The organism is Providencia sp. PROV119 (assembly GCF_028482435.1).
GTDB lineage: Bacteria > Pseudomonadota > Gammaproteobacteria > Enterobacterales > Enterobacteriaceae > Providencia > Providencia stuartii.
Genome location: NZ_JAMPQL010000003.1, coordinates 1 through 19,988 on the forward strand (window position 1 = coordinate 1; position 19,988 = coordinate 19,988).

23 protein-coding genes are annotated in these 19,988 nt (G+C 39.5%); 20 read left to right on the forward strand and 3 right to left on the reverse strand.

Translation table 11 applies throughout. The features are described 5' to 3' along the window. Nucleotides 1-451 precede the first annotated feature (451 nt). From PSF11_RS04635 to PSF11_RS04715, 18 genes are all read left to right on the forward strand, one after another. The gene (locus PSF11_RS04635; RefSeq protein ID WP_014656238.1) at nt 452-793 is read left to right on the forward strand and encodes a phage holin family protein; all 342 of its coding nucleotides are present in this window, start codon (nt 452-454) and stop codon (nt 791-793) included. Beyond that, entirely contained in the window at nt 793-1,188 is a 396-nt protein-coding gene (locus PSF11_RS04640; RefSeq protein ID WP_004921025.1) for a M15 family metallopeptidase, read from the forward strand. The genes PSF11_RS04635 and PSF11_RS04640 overlap by 1 nt, the downstream gene beginning before the upstream one ends. 62 nt (nt 1,189-1,250) lie before the next feature. Continuing rightward, nucleotides 1,251-1,562 (forward strand): hypothetical protein, encoded by a 312-nt coding sequence (locus PSF11_RS04645; RefSeq protein WP_040133489.1) that lies wholly within the window; start codon nt 1,251-1,253, stop codon nt 1,560-1,562. Beyond that, the gene (lysC, locus tag PSF11_RS21265) at nt 1,534-1,713 is read left to right on the forward strand and encodes an Rz1-like lysis system protein LysC (RefSeq protein ID WP_014656236.1); all 180 of its coding nucleotides are present in this window, start codon (nt 1,534-1,536) and stop codon (nt 1,711-1,713) included. The genes PSF11_RS04645 and lysC overlap by 29 nt, the downstream gene beginning before the upstream one ends. A gap of 98 nt (nt 1,714-1,811) precedes the next feature. After that, complete coding sequence (locus tag PSF11_RS04650; protein ID WP_072502383.1) at nt 1,812-2,312, forward strand: phage neck terminator protein; 501 nt, start codon at nt 1,812-1,814, stop codon at nt 2,310-2,312. Then, nucleotides 2,309-3,820, forward strand: a complete 1,512-nt coding sequence (locus PSF11_RS04655; RefSeq protein WP_040133275.1) for a DUF3383 domain-containing protein — start codon at nt 2,309-2,311, stop codon at nt 3,818-3,820. Before PSF11_RS04650 ends, PSF11_RS04655 begins: the two co-directional genes overlap by 4 nt. Before the next feature lie 9 nt (nt 3,821-3,829). Then, on the forward strand, nt 3,830-4,264 hold the full coding sequence (locus tag PSF11_RS04660) for a phage protein (protein WP_004921015.1): 435 nt from the start codon (nt 3,830-3,832) through the stop codon (nt 4,262-4,264). Further along, nucleotides 4,264-4,656, forward strand: coding sequence for a phage tail assembly chaperone (locus PSF11_RS04665; RefSeq protein WP_014656233.1), 393 nt, complete (start codon nt 4,264-4,266; stop codon nt 4,654-4,656). Before PSF11_RS04660 ends, PSF11_RS04665 begins: the two co-directional genes overlap by 1 nt. Before the next feature lie 144 nt (nt 4,657-4,800). Then, on the forward strand, nt 4,801-6,585 hold the full coding sequence (locus tag PSF11_RS04670) for a hypothetical protein (protein WP_072502382.1): 1,785 nt from the start codon (nt 4,801-4,803) through the stop codon (nt 6,583-6,585). A gap of 82 nt (nt 6,586-6,667) precedes the next feature. Beyond that, a complete protein-coding gene (locus PSF11_RS04675; protein ID WP_004921010.1) occupies nt 6,668-7,399 on the forward strand; it encodes a phage baseplate protein in 732 nt (243 codons plus the stop codon). Further along, nucleotides 7,396-7,734, forward strand: coding sequence for a phage baseplate plug family protein (locus PSF11_RS04680; protein WP_036940883.1), 339 nt, complete (start codon nt 7,396-7,398; stop codon nt 7,732-7,734). Before PSF11_RS04675 ends, PSF11_RS04680 begins: the two co-directional genes overlap by 4 nt. Beyond that, nucleotides 7,709-8,533, forward strand: a complete 825-nt coding sequence (locus PSF11_RS04685; protein WP_004921005.1) for a phage protein — start codon at nt 7,709-7,711, stop codon at nt 8,531-8,533. Before PSF11_RS04680 ends, PSF11_RS04685 begins: the two co-directional genes overlap by 26 nt. Further along, the gene (locus PSF11_RS04690; protein WP_072502381.1) at nt 8,530-9,186 is read left to right on the forward strand and encodes a Gp138 family membrane-puncturing spike protein; all 657 of its coding nucleotides are present in this window, start codon (nt 8,530-8,532) and stop codon (nt 9,184-9,186) included. Before PSF11_RS04685 ends, PSF11_RS04690 begins: the two co-directional genes overlap by 4 nt. After that, nucleotides 9,186-9,548: a hypothetical protein gene (locus PSF11_RS04695; protein ID WP_040133271.1), complete on the forward strand. Its 363-nt coding sequence runs from the start codon at nt 9,186-9,188 to the stop codon at nt 9,546-9,548. Before PSF11_RS04690 ends, PSF11_RS04695 begins: the two co-directional genes overlap by 1 nt. After that, nucleotides 9,532-10,656: a baseplate J/gp47 family protein gene (locus PSF11_RS04700; RefSeq protein ID WP_072502380.1), complete on the forward strand. Its 1,125-nt coding sequence runs from the start codon at nt 9,532-9,534 to the stop codon at nt 10,654-10,656. The genes PSF11_RS04695 and PSF11_RS04700 overlap by 17 nt, the downstream gene beginning before the upstream one ends. Then, the gene (locus tag PSF11_RS04705) at nt 10,649-11,305 is read left to right on the forward strand and encodes a DUF2612 domain-containing protein (protein ID WP_004920991.1); all 657 of its coding nucleotides are present in this window, start codon (nt 10,649-10,651) and stop codon (nt 11,303-11,305) included. Before PSF11_RS04700 ends, PSF11_RS04705 begins: the two co-directional genes overlap by 8 nt. After that, complete coding sequence (locus PSF11_RS04710) at nt 11,292-12,851, forward strand: tail fiber protein (protein WP_072502379.1); 1,560 nt, start codon at nt 11,292-11,294, stop codon at nt 12,849-12,851. The genes PSF11_RS04705 and PSF11_RS04710 overlap by 14 nt, the downstream gene beginning before the upstream one ends. Continuing rightward, complete coding sequence (locus PSF11_RS04715; RefSeq protein ID WP_072502378.1) at nt 12,851-13,468, forward strand: tail fiber assembly protein; 618 nt, start codon at nt 12,851-12,853, stop codon at nt 13,466-13,468. Before PSF11_RS04710 ends, PSF11_RS04715 begins: the two co-directional genes overlap by 1 nt. A 345-nt stretch (nt 13,469-13,813) precedes the next feature. On the opposite strand, the gene PSF11_RS04720 is transcribed toward PSF11_RS04715, so the two are convergent. After that, the gene (locus PSF11_RS04720) at nt 13,814-14,068 is read right to left on the reverse strand and encodes a hypothetical protein (RefSeq protein WP_072502377.1); all 255 of its coding nucleotides are present in this window, start codon (nt 14,066-14,068) and stop codon (nt 13,814-13,816) included. A gap of 669 nt (nt 14,069-14,737) precedes the next feature. Here PSF11_RS04720 and PSF11_RS04725 point away from each other — a divergent pair. Next, nucleotides 14,738-15,403, forward strand: coding sequence for a DUF7822 domain-containing protein (locus PSF11_RS04725; protein WP_014656221.1), 666 nt, complete (start codon nt 14,738-14,740; stop codon nt 15,401-15,403). Nucleotides 15,404-15,965: 562 nt separating this feature from the next. Here the strand turns inward: PSF11_RS04725 and PSF11_RS04730 are convergent. Further along, nucleotides 15,966-16,919, reverse strand: coding sequence for a glycoside hydrolase family 6 protein (locus PSF11_RS04730; protein ID WP_036940870.1), 954 nt, complete (start codon nt 16,917-16,919; stop codon nt 15,966-15,968). A gap of 441 nt (nt 16,920-17,360) precedes the next feature. Beyond that, nucleotides 17,361-18,668, reverse strand: coding sequence for a glutamate/aspartate:proton symporter GltP (gene gltP, locus PSF11_RS04735; protein ID WP_004920976.1), 1,308 nt, complete (start codon nt 18,666-18,668; stop codon nt 17,361-17,363). Between the two features lie 633 nt (nt 18,669-19,301). On the opposite strand from gltP, the gene PSF11_RS04740 reads away from it, so the two are divergent. Then, a complete protein-coding gene (locus PSF11_RS04740) occupies nt 19,302-19,880 on the forward strand; it encodes a DUF3828 domain-containing protein (RefSeq protein WP_004920974.1) in 579 nt (192 codons plus the stop codon). Nucleotides 19,881-19,988: the final 108 nt, after the last annotated feature.

Sequence of the window (19,988 nt, forward strand, 5' to 3'; positions counted from 1 at the left end):
TAGCTAGAAAGCCTTAGTAATAAAATTTGTGCGCGCGTAAAAAAGGGGGTAATCTGCTAATACTGAAAATTTCCAATAACAAATAGTCTCGCTTTAGAGGCTTTTTTTATTTCAAATAAGCTGTTCATCAACGTAAAAGGTTAGAAAATAGAATAGCTAGAAAGTTTTAATAATAGAATTTGTGCGCGCGCAAAAAAGGAATTAATCTGTTAATACTGAGCGTTTTCAATCAGGTCAATTATGAATGAATCCTTAATGAATAGGACTGATGTTTTTTACTGATTAATGAAACTATGTTTATGAAAAGAGTATTTTACTGAATGAAAACTTTATCTCTTTGTTATATGCCTTTTATTTAAAATAATGCCTATCAATTATTCAGTATGGTTCAATAAAGTTATCATGGTAAAAGAAGCTTTTATTAGAACACTTATATAAAGTGAATAGATTTATGCCTGACAAATATGAATGGTGGGAGCCAATTTTGCGTTGGCTACAATATTATCTTCCGCTTATTGGCGGATTTTCTATTGCAACAACGATTGCCTATATTCGTGAACGACGCGAAGGGATGCTTTGGAAACAATCTTTATTGGAAGCGTTGATGTGTGGTTTGCTGAGTGTGGGCACAATCCGGTTTATTGAATGGTGGTTAGCACAAAATGGCAATACCGAGTCTTGGAGCTTATTAGCCGAATTTTGTGGTGTTGTGATCGGTTTTTTAGGTACAAAAAAACTCTATGGCATCTTTGAGATGATCATCCAATTTATTAAAAATCGATTTGGAGTTTAATGATGAATCAATTTTTTCTTAGCCAGCGTAGTGAACAAAACTTACGGGGTGTGCATCCTGATTTAGTCAAAGTGGTGCGCCGAGCGATCAAATTGAGCCGTGTTGATTTCATGGTTATTGAAGGAAAACGCAATGAAGCTCGCCAACGGCAATTAGTGGCTAATGGACAAAGTCAAACGATGAATAGTCGGCACCTAACAGGGCATGCTGTCGACTGCGCTCCATTAATTCACCGTCAAATTCCATGGAATGATTGGTCTAAGTTCGAGCTGGTTGCTCGAGCAATGAAAAAGGCCGCGGCGGAATTAAACGTGGAAATTGAATGGGGAGGTGACTGGGTTAATTTTAAAGACGGACCACATTTTCAATTGTCATACCGCGCTTACCCTCTATGACATCGCTAACCAAGGTATTTACGGCGACCAGCCTGATCCTGGCTTTTTGGTTGTGGTGGGTAATGCGTGATTATGACAAGTTAAATCGCCAATATATGTCACTGAATCATCAAATGGCAGCGCAACAGGTTTTATTTAATGGGTATTTAAAATTTTCAGCACAACTCAATAAAATTACCAAAAATCATCTTAACCAACGAAATGAGGTGGATCTTAGTTCTGAACAAACCAAAGAAGTTATTAAAAAGAGGCTTTCTGACACTATTTGTGCCACTCATCGTGTGCCTAGTGATGCTACTGTCCAGTTGCACAAACATTCAGAAAGAATACGTTCCACAGCCGCAAATGGCGATCCCAGCTTATTTACTCGATGATTGTTTACCTCCGATTATTCCTCTCGAATTAACTTGGGGTGATTCGCTTCTACTGAATGAAACATTATTAACTATTATCGAACAATGTAATTTAGATAAGCAAGCGATCAGAGTGATTGAACAACAACGCCACGCCCTCTTTTTCAAGTAAGCGTTTATTACATCTTTAACTAATTGAATAACAGATAAAACAACCGACTATCACCGATAGCGCGGAAGATTGTCTATGCCTAATTATTGGGAATTCACATGGAAACAACAACGCTTTCACGGCTCAACCTAGATAAATTGCGCCAAATTATCGTGCTGCTCACACGACTACCGGAAGAATGCGTTCTTGATGGCAGTGTTTATACCGATGTATCGAAATGGGATGACTTTATCACTGTCACGCCATTGGTATCTCATTCTATCGGTACGGAAGTTAAATTCGAAGCAGAAAACAGTAGAGAAGTGGTGACGACGACACGGGAAACCACGGTTTCGATTACCGCACAAGGTAAGCAGGCGTTCTTATTGATTGAAGATTTAGCCGCGCAAATGCACATATACCTTGCTTTGCAACAACTTAAAGCCATGGGGGCGGGATTAGTTCACGGATCAGAAATTCAATATTTCCCCGAGGAGGAGCCTGAAGGAAAGCAACAAAGAGCACAGCTCAATTTAACACTATCACATATTCATCGTATCGAATCATCACTGACTTATGGTGAATCGGTCGTTATAACCACGCTAAAGGAACCATTATGAGTTTATCTATTAAAGAGATCATTAATGCACAAATTTTACCCCAAGCGGCAGCCGTACAACGTCGTGATCTAAGTATGATTGCGATTTTTACGTCTGAAATGGGCAATGCGTTTGTTGATGCATCTTCGCGTTATGTATTTGTTTCTAATGAACAAGATGTTGCTAATTTATTTGGTACAAAATCGGCAACCTATAAAGCAGCACAAGCACTGTTTTCTGCGCGCCCTAAATTGAAGCGTGCGATGATCGCGCGTTTTGCGAAAGAGAAACAGACAATTGCCGCAACCGCGAATGCGCTAAAAGGCTCAACGATTTCTGTTGGACTGAATGTATTAAAGGCGATTACTGATGGTGCAATGACTTTGAACCTTGCGGGCTCTGATATTTTACTGTCGGCCCTCGACTTTAGTAAAGCTATTGATTTTTCAGACATTGCAAAAGTTATTAATCAAAAGCTACCTAGTGATGCCAACGTACAAGCGGTGTGGGATGCCATCGGTAAGCGCATGATCATTCAATCGAAAACGGCAGGAGTAGATGCAAAAACGCGTTTCGGTTATGTGAAGCCATCCACTAGCGGTACTTATGTGGGTAATTTACTCAAATTGGAAGAAGGCCAAGCTACGCTAACGGTGGGAGCCGCCGCACAAACTGTTAATGCTGAGCTACCTTCCGAAGCCTTGCATAAACTACAAAATGTCTATCAAAACTGGTATGGCGTCTATTTCGCAGACTCTCTCACCGATGAACAGCTTGATGATGCCCATGCATGGGTGACCGCGGCTGACTTAAAAGTTATGGCCTATACCGCGACGCGTGATGAGCAGATTGAGTGGAACAACAGTAACATACTGAAAAAGCTGTTTGATAAAAACAGTGGTCGGTTGATGGTGCAATTCAACAAAACGGGAGATAACCATGCCGGTGCTGAGTTGTTGGCGATTGCTGTTTCAACGGTTTGGCAAGGACAGAACACCGCAAAAACTGTCAAATTTAAGCAACAAACGTCGGTACGCTCTGACGATCGCGTGACTCAAGATGCGGCACAAAAATGCCGTCGTTTGGGGATCAATTTTTATACCGATTATGACGGTATCAATATGTTAGCTGAAGGCACGATGCTCGGCGGCACATTTATTGATGAAGTGATGGGGCTGGATGCGTTTATCGATGCGTGCCAAAAACAAGCCTTCACGACTTTACAAGCAAGCCCTACAAAAATTCCTCAAACCGATAAAGGCCAAGCGATGCTAATTGGCTCCTTGATTGTCATTGGCAACGAATTTAAACGCAATGGCTTCTTAGCAGGGGGGATCTGGCGTGGCAGTGATATTGGCGAGGTGACTTTTGGTGACCGCTTAGATGAAGGTTTCTATTTTTACTCGGATAGCTTTGATGTTCAGTCACAAGCGGATCGAGAAGCACGCAAAATGATGCCGATTATGTGTGCAATCAAGCTCGCGGGAGCGGGTCATTCAGCAGATTTATTAATTCAATTCAACCGCTAAGAGGTCACTATGTCTGTTTATAATCACAAAAGTCTTATGGTTAGTATCAATGGTTATGAAATCACAGCCTTTGATGAATCTGCAGATGCGCTATCAATTGCTCCTGTAGGCGATGATGGCGCTTGGACGTTCGGCGCTAATGGGCGTGGGGTTTATGTTTTTAGTGGTAACCAGTCGGGAATATTAACACTGAAGTTACTGCAACACTCTGCAGATAATCATTTTTTATCGAATCTACGTAATCAAATGCTCAGCAGCCAATCTGCTCCCGCGCCGCTTGAATTGTATATCAAGGATACGTGGAACGGTGATGAGATTGTGGGGCATGTTGGCTTTTTCACAACACCGCCGACGCAAACACGTGGGGCTGGCCATAATGCGCAGTCATGGGTGATCCAATTTGAGCGTGTGATCACTAAATTGGGTAAAGGAGCCTTTAACTGATGGAAAAAGATAACATCACTTATGAGCATCGTCATAGCAACTTTATCGAAGCGAAAACCCATGCCATGAAGCTATTGGGGATGCTAAAAGGTTGCATTGCAATGAATGGTGAACAGGTTGATATCGATGTGGGGGGCGTACTTGCCAATATTGGCTCCACAGAAATGCAAGGTGTCGAAAAATTCATCTTAAAATGGGTGATAGCAAAAGATGCCGATGGCAATGTTATTCAGCTTGATAAAGTGGATGTGTTTAATACCCATTTTAATACTTATCGTTCCCATTATTATCCACTTATTGTTAATGGCCTAGTCTTTCATTTTGCTGATTTTTTGCCCGATGGAGTCGCATCCAAGGTAAATATGCCCAGTTTGGTCAATCTGACGGCATAACAGATGTAGATTGGTTAAAAATGCTGCCCATTATGGAAGGCAAATATACCGGTCATGATCTTAGAACGACAGCAACGCTCGGCGATGTGCTTGATTTTCATGAGGCCTATGTCGAGCGTTTGTTGTCTCAGCGGAGGGCAGAAGATGGGAATCGAACAACTTCTAACCATTATAGGTCTTAATGAAGAGCAAGTGGTTAAATTAAAAGGTGTCGTCACTGCCCTCGGCGCGGCGGCGACTTCAACGGCAACAGTTATTGGCCAATTAGGTGAGAAATTAAGTAATGCGGGTTTAACGATTGATAATTTGAAAGCAGTGGTTTCTGGTCTCGTGACGGCTATTGATTTTATGTCGAATAAATTCTTTAGCTTTATTGGTGGCGCGGTAGCAGGGGCGAGAGAGCTCTCTCAGGAAAAAAGTGTGTTATTTACCATTTCTGAGAAAGAATTACAGCAAGCTGATGAATATCAATCAGTCACGAAGAAAACTAGCTTATCAATAGAGTCAATAAAAACGAAACTCGTACTAGGGCTACTCCCTAACTTAACGGAGGTGATTAATCGCTTTAATGAATGGCTAGATGCGAATAAGGCACTGATATCAGAGGGATTAACTCAGCTGGTCGTGTGGGGGAGTAAAGGCATACAAGCGATAGGGAATGCGGGTCGTGCCATTAATCTCTTAGTCGAAAAAACCATAGGGTGGAAAGCGGCAATCATTGGCGTTATAGCGGTGTTAGCGGCCTTTAAAAAAGCCGCTTTAATAGCCTTTGCCGCGAACCCTGTCATGTGGGTTGCGGCTGCGGTGGCTGGACTGATGGTGCTGCTCGGGGATCTCATGGCTTATCTAGACGGTGGTGAGTCACAATTTAGTGAGTTTTGGGCGCCAGCCATTGAATGGATACAGTCAGTATTAGCTTGGTGGAATACTTTTTATGCTGAAAATAAACTGATTTTCGATGGCATTGCTCAAGCATGGGCGCTCACTATCGATAGTGCTGTGATGATTTTCCGTGGCTTCTTTAAATATATAGGTAATGCCTTAAAGCTACTCTTTGGCTTATTCAGTGGTAATACGGCGATGATGGGGGAAGCATGGGAGGGCATGACCGAGGGATTGAAGGAGATTTGGGCAGGATTTGAACACTACTTTCATGGTTTTGCCACGGCATTTTTAGCATTATGGCAAGTGCTTATCCAAGGGGTTATTCAGGCTTGGGATGTCATTAAAAATGCAGCGAAAATGGCTTTTGAATGGGTATTGAGTGTTGCAAAAACCTTTATTGATGGTTTAAGTACAGTATTTTTTGCGATTATCGATTACCTATTGGCACCATTTCAGTCAGCATTTGATTTGATACAATCGTTATATGAAATATTCACCGACGATTCAACGTCATGGACGGAAAAACTTAATTTAGCATTTGCCGCAATTCAGGAATTCTTAACCGCACCATTTAAAGCGGGATGGGAATTTATTAGAAATCTTTTTGATCTCAGTGATACCGATATTGGCAAGTTTATTCATGATCTTGCGAATACGTTTAATGGGGTGACTGAATTAATTAAAAAGCCTTTCGAGTTGGCATTTAATTGGGTAAACCAAAAGCTTGATGAGTTGACATCGGGTATTATTTCAATATTAAAAGCACTGGGTATTATTGACGATAAATATCAAAGTGAAAAAAAATTAGTACAAATCTCAAATCTTGCTGGCGGCTTAATTAAGCAAAACCTAGCTGATCCCAATTTATCTAATGTCACAACTAGCAATCATAAGAGCATTGTTGTTAACCAAGGGGATGTTAATGTGAAACAAGATATTCATACCATGGATAGCCGACAAGCGGGTGTATTGGCGGTAGAGGGGATCAATCAATATGTTAATGAGATTGCATACCATTCCTTAAAGAGTGCGAATGCTGATTAACCCGCCGTTTTAAAGAATGAGTTGGGTTCAATTCAACTGATAAGGTCACTTAATGTGGCCTTTTTTATTTAGGCAATAGATTATGGATATTACAAGCGGAATATTTACTGGTCGAGCGTCTGTTATTACAAGAACGATTGGTCAGTTTGAACTTGATTGTACGATCCGCGAGACTCATACCTCTGCATTAAGGATCACAAAAAACCCCGTTGAATCGGGGGCTGATATTGCTGATCACGCATTTCTTGAGCCGAAATCACTGAGTATTACGGGAACGGTAGTGGGCTATGAACCTGCGAAATATTTTAATGATTTTTTAGGATTCGATACCGAGGCTATGGGGGAATACCCTCTGCCGTTAGAAATATCGTCATCAATACGGCAAGCGGAAGCGATGCTGGGGCAATATATAACGATAGGACGGGTGTTAGCCAATAAAGTGCAGAAGGTGATTGCACCTTGGTATCCGGATGTATTGAAACCTTTTGCTGATAGTTCGCAGACATTAGATCGTGCTGGTCGTGCTTATGAATCATTATTGGCAATACAAAAAATGGGGGAGCCGATTGATGTACAAACAGGGCTTCGTTTGTACAAGAATATGATGTTAACCAGTATTGGCGCGACACAGGATAAGCCTGGGGCGGTTGAATTTAGTTTAAATTTAGAGGAAGTGTTTATTGTCGAGAGTCAGACGGCAAAAGGATTACACCCTGATTTAAAACAACAACCTCAAAAAAGTAATATGGGAAGAACTCAGCCTGAGGCCAAATCTGCCCATACTTTCCGTGAAACATTAGGGGGACGTTCATGATTTATGAAATACCCGTATCTAACGAGCCGATCCAAGAGCAATTATTTACCTTATTTGGTAAGGCCTTAAAGCTAACTTTGTACTACAACAAAATTTCAAAAAATTGGCAGTTTGATTTATTCGACATCAATGAGAATAAAGTTATTACACAAATGCAAGGATTAGCTGTTAATGCTCCTTCATTAATAGAGAAAAATCTCCCCTTTATTTTGACGTTAAGTGATAAATCACGTTTTGGTATTAATTCAATATCACAAAGTGAATTAGGTGAAAGGCTTTTGCTCTATATTGTTGATAAAGGATTTTGGTATGAAACAATTAGGCAGACAACTTAAGCTTGTTATTGGTAATGATGATGAATCTTTCGAAATAACACAATTACGCGTCACGTTTGATATCAAAAAAACATTAACACCAGAGCCTAACCCTGCTGTTATCCGTATTTACAACCTTAATGCGTCACATCGAAACTTATTAACCAGCAAGGTATTTAATCGGGCAGCACTTTCGGTTGGTTATGAAGAGCTGCAACTAATTTATGCAGGGGATATTATTGAGGTTAAGGTAACTGAAAGTGCGGAAGATATTATTTGTGAATTAATTTGTGGCGATGGATTTAAGGCTTATACCTGTACGTTAGTTAATAAAACATTATCTTCGGGTAATCGCGATCGTGATATTTTAACAGAAAATGCGCAGGCGATGGATATTGATATTGGCGTTATAGAGTTGCCAAATGATCGTCAACTTCCGCGTGCAAAAGTGATGTTTGGTGATGCTAGGGAATTACTGCATAAAATCGCGAAAAATAACCAGTCAGATTGGTCTATTCAGGATGGGCAACTCATGTTATTGCCAAAACAAAAGGTGATAACGGATAACGAAAGTTTTGTTTTATCGCAAGAAACGGGGCTAATTGGTAAACCCGAAAAAAGTGAAGATGGCTTGACGATAACCTGTTTATGTCATCCTACATTAAAAATTGGTGCCCTCATTCGGCTTCAATCCATTACATCTGAATTTAATGGTGACTATAAAATTACGCAGCTAAGTCATACGGGCGATTTTATGGAGAGGGATTGGTATAGCAGGCTCGTCTGTGTTGATGGTACGTTTGATAAGGTGAAACAATGAAACAGCCAACACTTCTTGATGTGATGAATCAATACGCTCAGAACCAGCGCTACGATATTCATACTGCGTTGCCCGGTAAATTACTGTCTTGCAATGGGCATAGTGCGACGGTTGAATTAATGATCAGCCATGTCACTAAAGAGGGAAAAGTGATTGCGTTGCCGCCGTTAGTCGATGTTCCGGTTGGATTTTATCGGGGAGGTGGTTTCTGTGTCACAGTGCCTGTACGTGAGGGGGATGAGGGGCTGGTGATTTTTGCCGAGCGTTGCATTGACGGCTGGTATGTTTCCGGTAAACAGTCGCAACCGCTTGATCACCGTTTTCATGACCTATCCGATGCCTTCTTTTTACCGCAAGGCAGCAGCCAACCCAATAAAATACCTAATTATTCGAGTGATTCACTATCGCTACAAACGGATGATGGCTCGACGTTTATTCGTATGCAGTCGGGAAAGATCATGATTAAAGGCGATATTGAACACCAAGGTAATTATCAGTTAACAGGTAATGCGTTGATTAAAGGTAACCATTCAGTGAATGGTAATAGTGAATCATCCGGCGGCACACTTAAACATAATGGCAAAAATATTGGCGATACCCACACGCACAGCGGAGTGCAAATGGGAGGAGGCAATACAGGAGGTCCTAACTAATGAAAGTACGTCGGCTTGATGATAACCATGATTGGTGTTTTGGGCGAGGGAGAGCAGATTACAACATTCACTCGGAAGCTATCGCACAATCGGTGCTGACTCGCCTATTGTCATTGAAACAGGATTGGTTTCTTAATCGCGAACATGGCATTAAATGGTTCGATTATTTACGCAAAAACCCTAATTTGATAGCGATGGAGGCTGAAATAAAAGCGAGTGTATTAAATACGCAAGGGGTTGAGCAAATTACCGAATTTGATATTCAACTCAATCCTGATACAAGGTTGATGGCGATATCAGTCACTTATATTGATATTTACGGCCATAAAAAAGAGGTAATGACAGATGCTCCAAATTACTGAAACGGGCATAGTGATTGATAAGCTGACTGACGTTCACCAACGCTTAACGGAAGGGTTTAAACGTATCTATGGGGATGACATCAATCTGGATGCGGATAGCCCTGACGGCCAAATGATCGGCCTATTTTCTCAAGAGATAGATAATATTAATCAAGCAATTGCCCTGATAGCGCAGATGCTTGACCCCTATAAGGCCATTGGATCATGGCTAGAACAACGCGCAATGTATGCCGGCATTGTTCGCCGAGGGGCCGATTACAGTTATCTCAATGAGGTGGTGATCACAGGTAAACAGGGCGTTACCGTACATAAAGGAAGCTTATTGTCTGATGATAATCGCACCAAGTGGGTCACATTGGCGGATGTCACGTTAGGGAGTAACGGCTCCGCAAGAGTGGATCTACGAAGTCAGGAGCTTGGCGCTTTTTTGTTGCCAGCAAATCGCCCCTTAACCATGGACACGGTGACCATTGGGGTTGATAGCATCACAACCACAAAAGCGGCAAAAGAGGGCGCTTTTGAGGAAACAGATGGCAATTTGTTATTACGCTTTATGCGTTCGCATGCCATCAATAATCATGATGATTATCAAGGATTAGAAGGCGCTCTTCTTGATTTACCGGATGTAAAACAAGCTAAGGTCTACGAAAACTACACCAATCAAACGGATGAAAAAGGCATTCCACCGCACACATTAAATGCCGTTGTTATTGGTGGCCATGATAATGATATTGGGCGAACGATTTTAAGTAAGAAAGTGGGCGGGTGTGGGGTATTTGGGCGTATCAGTAATACACAAACGTATGCTGGCGCACCGCGAACTGTCTATTTTGATCGCGCCGCTTTGGTGAATGTTAAAGTCAAATTATTACTTGAACGAGTGGGGGGCTTCCATGATATCGATACCGATGCCATTAAAGCCGCGTTAGCCGCCACTGAATTTGATATTGGTGAATCGGTTTATGCGATGCGTTTAACTTGCCAAGTAAATGCAGTACAAGGCTTTTACATTAAATCAATTACCGTAAATGGGCGCGATGCTGTTTCAATAGGGGTTCGCCAATGCGCACAAATCAGGCCAGAAGATGTGGAGGTGCTGATTGAGTAAACCACGCGAAGACTTTTTGATTTGGCAGTACCGAGGAAAACCTAAAGCCCGACAAACCGTCGGGCTTTTGCTTTCTGAAACAAAGCAACTCTTTGAATCGGTCATTACGTTATCGACCATTTTAAATATCGACACTGCTACGGGGTATGGACTCGATTTAATCGGCAAACATGTCGGTCTTCATCGGGTCATGAAATCATTGGTGCCGAAAGACTATTTTGGCTTTCGGGGTATTGAAGGCGCGCTAGGCTTCAATATTGGGGCCTTTTATCGTTATGGTGATTCACTCAAAGGATCATCGGTATTGGGGGATGATGATTACCGCTTTTTTATCAAAGCCAAGATCATTAAAAATTACCAAAAACCCGATATCGCCAATATTACCTATTCCTTACGTCACTTATTGGGGGAGCAAGCCTTTATTATCGACAATTATGATATGTCGATGAATGTGGTTATCCCTGCCAATTATTTAACACCGTTTCGGATCCATGCCATCAAAGATCTCGATATTTTATCGAGGCCTATAGGGGTTAATTATCAATATCTCGTTATTACCGATGCACACCCATTTGGTTGGGTGGGGGATCAATCGGCATTTGGTTTTAACGATGGAAAATTCACGAGGTTAATGAATGTCAGTCATTAAAAAGCCAGACTTAAAAATATTCGCGCAAGATGCGAAAACGGGGGAAATTGAAACATTCCCAGATGTATTGCGTGGGTGGGGGATTACTTTAGACAGAACTGCTGGCAAGCCGCCATTGGAATGGTTTAACGCCATAGGTAAGCGTGTTGATGAGTGGTTGATGTACTTGACGCAGCGTGGTGTCGCGGAGTGGGATGCGGCGCTATCTTACCCAAAAACGGCCATCGTTCAGTGGAATGGGGTTATCTATGTTTCCAATAAAGAAACGAAAGGGGAGCAACCGGATAAATCGCAAGCTGCATGGTCTACGCTGGGTGTGTTTTTGGGGTTGGGTAATTATTACACTAAAACAGATACGGACACTAAATTTCAACTTAAAGGTAATTATGCACTAAAAGGGGAAAGCTACACTAAAGTTGAATCGGATACTCGATTCCAACCTAAAGGTAATTACCTCCCGTCAGGCTACAGTTATTCAAAATCAGAGTCTGATACTAAGTATCAACCAAAGGGGAATTATGCCCCAGCGGGAGATTATGCGACAAATACGGCGCTAAAAAATGGGTTAAATGGAAAGTTTGATAAAACTGGGGGAAATATTGAAGGGCTTACGCGAGTAAAAAATACACTAGATGCAAATATGGTTCAAGTAACAGGAAAAGATGATGCATATATGCAACTTGACATGTCTGTAGCTAATGTTGCAAGAATCAATTCAAAAAGAGCAGGAAAGCAATGGTGTAATCATATTTTACCCGATGTCAGCGGAACGATAATGCAGGTTGGTGATTATGGATGGGGTGGAAAAGGGGCTGTAATTAATCTAGATGAGAAGTCCTATGTTTCATTTTTAAAGGGATTAAATACAGAGTCTCAAATATTTAGGAACTCTGCTGCTACATCAAAATATCATTATCAGCATGGTGTAGCGATATACGGAAAGTCTCATGACACATATACTGTAATTTCAGCAGACTATGTAGGAAAGGGTGTTATTGCTATTGGTGGCAATTCAAATACTTTTTATGAATATAATTTATATAGTGATAGAAACACAGCAAAAGACCACAACGGAAATTTAAAAGTTTCAGGTTCATCATCTGAATTAAGTGATTACCCCGTGGGAGCACCTATCCCTTGGCCTCAAGCCACGGCTCCTAGCGGATATTTAATCTGCAATGGTCAGACATTTAATAAAACGACTTACCCCTTGCTTGCTAAAGCTTATCCATCTGGCGTATTACCTGATTTACGCGGTGAGTTTATTCGCGGCCTTGACGCTGGGCGTGGGATTGATGCGAACAGAACAGTGCTAGCGGCACAAGGGGATGCAATTAGAAATATCACAGGAAGCCTCAATTACGGATTTCTAGATGCATTGAGTGCGAGCGGCGTATTTAAAAGGACTACGAATACATTACGCTCAGGTGGTGGGGTTAATGAAATAAAAACATCGGCAGACTTTGACGCATCGCGTGTTGTACCAACAGCAAACGAAAATCGTCCCCGTAACATTGCATTTTTATATATCGTGAGAGCAGCATAATGAAAAATTACAATTTAGAAATTGAACAAGCAGAAATCGGTCAAAATGGTTTAGCAACAAAAGCCGGTTGGATTAAAACGTATATTGCAGACCCGACCACTCGTGAATATCTCAATGCAAATATGGAATATATTTACTTTGATGTTAGCGTGTCCGCGGGAGCTTATACCGATGCACCTGAACTACCAACCAAAACAGGTTTTGCTGTTGTGCGTAGTGAAGATGGTTCAAAATGGGAAATTGTGACAGATAACCGAGGGAAAACGGCTTACAGCACAGAAACCCGCCAACCGATTGAAGTCGATTTTATCGGCGATTTACCTGAAACACTCACACTTTTAGAGCCAAAAACGGAATTCGATGCATGGAACGGTAAAAAATGGGTCACTGACACTGAAGCCCAAAAAGCCGCATTAATCGAGCAGGCTGAACAGGAGAAATCACAACGACTGGATGAAGCAAATAATATGCTGACTTATCTGCAAGACTCCATCGATACAGGACTGGCAACCGATGAAGAAGCCGCAGCGCTGCAAGCGTGGAAAAAATACCGCGTTTTACTAAATCGTATTGATACTTCTTTAGCACCTAATATTGAGTGGCCGGAAAAACCGTAATTTTTACTTATCCATAGCCGCTTTATGAAAAGCGGCTATTTTAAAATGCATCGGCTATTCTATTTCATAAAAAGCCTTGTTATGTCCGTTTAGTCACATTGAGAGAAGCAGCTTTATTCCTAATATAGGCATTCCGATAAATTATTTTTTATTTATGCGGAGTGTAATGACATGGTAGTGAAAGCCACTGATAACCCCTTTAAACAAGAATAAACTGGACTTTTTATCAAATACACACTAAATATTTTTATATGTCCACCATACTAGTATTACGCGTATCATTTTCCAATGATTACCAATTAACAGAGTATTGCTAGTTATTCAATTCATAAAATGGCTGATATATTAATTGATAAGCTGGCCTATTTTATAAATATAGCCTTTCTGCATCATTAGGCCAGTCATCATATAGATGGTCAGTATAAAGTAAAAAGCATTCTGTGATGACCCTATTAAGCACCTTATGGTGACAATATCCCCTTCCGTTGAACGTACCTCCCAAATATTGCTTTTATAAAGTTTCGTGACGGTCATTGAACAACCGCCCATCACACTCATCGCTTTTTGAGTATCGTTAATAAGATCAAATAGCTCCCCCATTGAGTCGTAAACCTTCATTGTATCGATATGATAATAGTATTCAGAACCGTTACGTCGAAATCCGCAAGTCACATTAATTTGAAAACTAGTGTAATGGCTATATTTATTGGTTAATTGCTCAAAATCATCCTGATAAGGTCTTTATTGTTATTTGGGCATTGTGTTGCGCTGCTTGGATATAAGGAGCCTCATCGAACTCAAATAATGTTGCAGATATCTCTAGGGTTGAGCTCACAATAAAAGCGTATAAAACTGTACCGTAATATTCGCTTTGAGCTGTTTGTATCGTTACATTTTCTTCTATTTGAAAAGCTTGTTTAGGGTCAAAAGATGCTTTATCGGGGAAAACAGCGCCTATACTTTCTGTTATTTTTATGAGCTGAGCGCCTGTAAGTTGTATCGATGCCCTTAAAGGATCCTTTAAAAAAATACGTATATTGATTATAAAGTTAAGAAGTGATCAGCGATACGTATCACCGTATTTATTCTCCACTGAAAAATAGTGTATTGCGGTAGGAAATAAGTAAATCATCAGATAATTCCTGAAAATATTTCTAATGATATTCAAAAATAATTATCGGCTAATAAAGTTAGGCCTAGTTATTGCTATATCACTTTGAGATTGCTAGAGTCATTTCGCTTAAGCATTTTTATATAAAAGGATATTTTATGGCAAACCGCTCTTACCTTTACAGTATATCTAATCAACCAAGCTCTTATTATGACCGACCTGATATTGCGAATGGACTTTCTGAATGGTCATATGCAATACCAATGACCTATCGTATATTGATGTCTGGAAACCCAAAATTATGTGAGTCACTGCTATATCATGGGTACGATCATGAAGAAGAAGGGGAAAAAACACCTTTTTATGCGTTGACAAGTGATTTTGATATCGGGTTTGCAAGATTAAAGAAATTTTTTACCTCAATTGAACCGTTATTTTTAGAAAATGGTTATGATGCGAGTAAAGAAATCAAAGAAGCCCTTGAATTTTTAGAGCAGCATAAACAGCCATTTTTGCTATTAGAAACGATTGAATTAGATATGATGCTGACGGAAGGAGCGGATAATTTACGTCAAGCAGTTGAAGATGAAATACAAAGATGTTTACTGGTGGGGCGGGGCATTGATGCAATACCAGATGATAAAGAAACGGCAATTGAGGTAATTAAATGGGCAGCATCTGACCCAGAAAATTTATTTTCTGCTATCAATTTTAATAGCGAATGTGACTATGTTGATGCAGGTTATCCGATGGGCTTATCTTATTGGGAATCTAGCCTATATTATAGGATCTTGAATAAAAAAGAGTTCGAAGAAGAGTCATAATACTATTGAAATATCATGCTATTGGGGGATTAATATAGATATTTTCGATACAATCCCCCTATTATCTGCGATTAACGCCGCGTAGCACAGCGTTTTTTATGCTTAACGAAAGATAATTGATAGTGAGTTAACTTTACGATAAAGAGAACAAATAGGCTAAGTCAAATAGCGTTATTGCCTTTGTTTCAATTTCCGATAGATGAATGGGCTATATAAAACGATAGCTAGAATGATATAGCCTAATACCCATTTGAGTTGAAACCCATGAAAATATAGGCCAATAAAAGCAATGAGTAATATTGTAATTCTAATACCGAAAAGTTGAAAAAGATTTAACAAGAGTTCAATACAAAAAGCAAAAAACCTAGCGACGGCCTCGAAAAGAGCATCCATATTTTATCCCTATTCTCCACTGTTTTTATTGGCACTCATGGTACAGCATTAAGTTAAATTATCGTAGTGATAAATTGACACAAAATAATTTATCGGAAAAATGCCAATACCCATAACCTATTATCGGCACTTCTCCTGCGCTGACTTTCTCGCCTTGGTCTTGTATCTATTATTCCCCTTTAATCAGGCGTATCGCTAAATCAGGGCTAAAAACCCCTGCTTTAGGGCCGCCATGGCAATTAGCTGTTGGAGAAAAGTCGCCATCTGATTCCCCCGGTGGCTTTATCCAAGCGGTTTTAACGGTTGCTGAAATATCTTTTGGGCCTTCACCTATCTTACGGCCAAGTGGATTGCACCATTGATTTGGCAATGCTGGTGCACCATGACCATTGCGTGAGGTATCAATAATCATATTGGATTTTATCCCTATCAGCGCCATTAAAAATCGATTAATGTCTTCACCATATTTTATAGTGGGCTCGGTCGCATAGTAATTAGAAATATTGAGTGAAAAACCTGATGCATCTTTTATTCCCGCTGCAATGAGTTGTTCTGCCATTGTTTTTGCGGGTTGCCACTTCATATTGCCAGCATCAAGGTATACATGCGCATTAGGGCTTTTTATTTTAAATTGAGTCACAGCATATTTGAGTAAATCTGTTCTATCTTTGCGCTGCAATGGCGTTAGGCAACTCATATCCGCTAAGGCGTCAGGCTCTAAAATAATGGTAAGCTCAGTGTTTGAAATTGTTTTTGTTAATTGATTAATCCATGTTCGATATTTTTGGCTATTAGTAGTGTTGCTGGCGGAGGCTTGGCCTGAGCAATCGCGGTTAGGTAGAGCGTATAACACAAACATAAGCTGAGTTTTTTGCTTATCAGCTTGTGAAATATAACTTGTTATTTGCTGGGCTAATTCAGTCTCATTTTCATGGATTTTAGAAAGCCAAATAGCCGTAGGCACAGACGCTATTTTAGCCCGAATAGCCAGTGCTCTGGGATCGCTCTTGTTTTTTTCTACCCACAATGCGGCAGACGAGGTGGGATCAACGAAATACTCAGTTGCCATTAGGTTTCCGGTATAGCAAGCTGTAATTAAGCTTAAGAAAAGTATTTTATACATAAAATCGACTCCGGATTTAATAAGAAAAAATGGCTATTAATTATTAATATTGGTAAATAGCTTAAATTAATTTCTGCCACAGTTAAAACGATATAAATAGATCGTTATTTAACGTGCCATACTAAACCGGATTGAATAATTCAAATTAACAGCGATATGTTAATAAAACAGTAAGTTAGAAAACAAATAATAGAATATATTTATATTATAATTTGAACAAGCTGATTTTTTAACATGCCTAGTTAGTAAAGTAAATATACTTACTCGCTGTTATTAAAAATTGTGTTGTTTATCACGGTTTTACATTAATAATCTAAGATGAAATTTAATCAATATATTAATAAGATCTCAATCGATGTTAGATTATAATTTTTAGGAAATAGATAAAAACACACCGAGTCGTTGCTCGGTGTGTGGAAAGGGATTGTGGATTATCAACCGTTAAAAGGTTTGCTCATACTCACGTGCTTTTTCTTCATCATAATTATGTTCCCACTTGGCAATTACCAAGGCTGCGAGGGCATTACCGACAACGTTTAGTGCAGTTCGAGCCATATCGAGAATACGGTCAACCCCAGCAATAAAGGCTAAGCCCTCCAGTGGAATACCGACACTGCCTAAAGTGGCTAAGAGAACGACGAAGGAGACACCAGGTACGCCTGCAATACCTTTAGAGGTGATCATTAAGGTAAATACAAGGATAAGCTCCTGGCCAATAGACAGTTCAATTCCATAGAGCTGAGCAATAAAGATGGCGGCAATACTTTGGTAGAGTGTTGAGCCATCAAGGTTAAATGAGTAGCCAATTGGTATAACGAAACTGGTTACTGATTTAGGTGCACCGTATTTTTCCATTTTATCCATGATACGTGGAAGCACGGTTTCAGAGCTTGCGGTGGAGTAGGCTAAAAGTAGCTCGTCTTTTAAAATTTTCATTAAGGTAAAAATATTAATTTTGCAATAACGAGCGACAATGCCAAGTACCACAATGGCAAAGAACAAAATTGCACAGTGAACCAGAATCACTAATTTTAGTAGTGGTACTAAAGAGGTAAAACCAAAGTTGGCGACAGTCACGGAGATCAGTGCAAAAACCCCGATAGGGGCATACAACATGATCATATTAGTGACGCGGAACATGGTTTCAGAAAAGGTTTGCAAAACGTCTAATAATGGTTGCTTCTTCTCTTTAGGTAATGAGGAGAGGCCCAAACCAAACAGGACGGCAAAGAAAATGACGGGTAGCATTTCCCCACTGGCCATAGAGGCAAAAATATTGCTCGGCACCATGGTTAAAATGGTATTGATAATACCCGAAGGGTGGCTTTCAACTTCTTGGGTGGTTTTTTCATATTGGGAGATATCAACTTGTGTCAACTGTGACATGTCAATACCAACACCAGGTTGGAAGATATTGGCGAAGCTTATCCCGACAACGATTGCAATAGTGGTGATAATTTCAAAATAGAGGATGGTTTTAAACCCGAGCGACCCAAGTTGTTTCGTATTTCCTACCCCCGCGATACCGACAATTAATGTTGAAATAACAATCGGAACAACGATCATTTTAATTAATTGTATAAATATTTTACCCGCGGGTGATAGAACATTAACGATTAACCAATCTTTATATTCTACGCTTTCATGCAAAAAAGCGCCTACGATAACACCTAAAATCAGTGCGACTAAAATTTGCCATCCTAGGCCAAATTTAAATGGTTTTTTTGTCGAAATGTGGTTTGAAGTCATAATGAAATCTCAAATATATTAATAATTTTTATGTTTGTACTTTTTCTATCGCAATTTTTATAGCGAATATTCGTTAAAACTACAACTGTTAGATCGTAAATATTGAGTTGTTTAGTCGATTAATTGAGCATGGCAATCATTATTTATCGTTGATTTGTATTAAATTGTAATAATTCTTTTCATAATTGATTTGCCACGGTGGAGTAAGAATGGACTTGGTAGTTAAATGCTTAACCATCAATATTAATTAATTGTTTTCGTTGTGTAACTAAAATGTTAAATACTGAGTGAGGATCATTCTAAATAAAACGAATGAATAGATTGTTTCTATTTATCTATTTAATGGATAAGGAAAATAAGTTATAGGCAGAAAAAGGCAATTATAAAAAACTAATTTTTTAAAATGATGTAAAATCTAAGTCAAGGAATTGTGTGATAGAGGCACTTGATCAACAGGGGAGGATGGAGTACCTATTGTATGAGAAAGAAACATAATAGATTATTGATTGAGCTTTGATTAGCCCTGATATGGGTTGACAACTTTTCGGGTGCTGTTTAGAACTTCATTGGGCATTTAGCACCACTGAGATTATGTGTATTTTATTCATTGGGAAATTTTAAGATTAATTGGTGATGGTACTTGGTATGTTTAATCGAATTAACATTTTTATCTTCTCGATAGTATTACTTCCACTAATAGGCATAGCTAATGGGCATGTTAACGACAATTCTAGGACAAATAATGTTTCATCAACTGCAAGTTCAGGGTTATCTCCCGAAGAAGTTGTTGTGAATTTTTATGAAGGCTATTTCAAAAATATAAATGAAGAAAGTCTAGTGGAGAACTATGTAACCCCTGAATTAGCATTAAAATTATACTATTCGTCAATATGTCACTATGATTCGGATGTAGATGAAAAAGAGTTGGAAAAAATTTGTAAAAAAGAACAAGAGTGCAGAAAAAATAGAGGGAATATTGTTTGTAACTGGGATGGAACTTGGATTGAGACAGATGTTAATTATTTTATAAAATCTCAGGATAATTATCCCTCTTGGGAAAAAAGTATAAAGATATTAAAAATTAAGCAAACTGATGCTTACTCAAAAATAAGTTTAATTTTAGGTGACGGCACTGAGCCAAAATTAAATTTACAGATTATCTTAGTTAAACAAGGAAATAACTGGAAAATAAATCGAGTTACGAAAGTTTAAAGAAAAGAAAGGGGAAGTTATACATGGAAAAACAAAAGCAATCTAGAAATAAAAATAAATCATGATATGGAAGAAATAATATATACATTAAAGCCAAGTGAGGGTAGT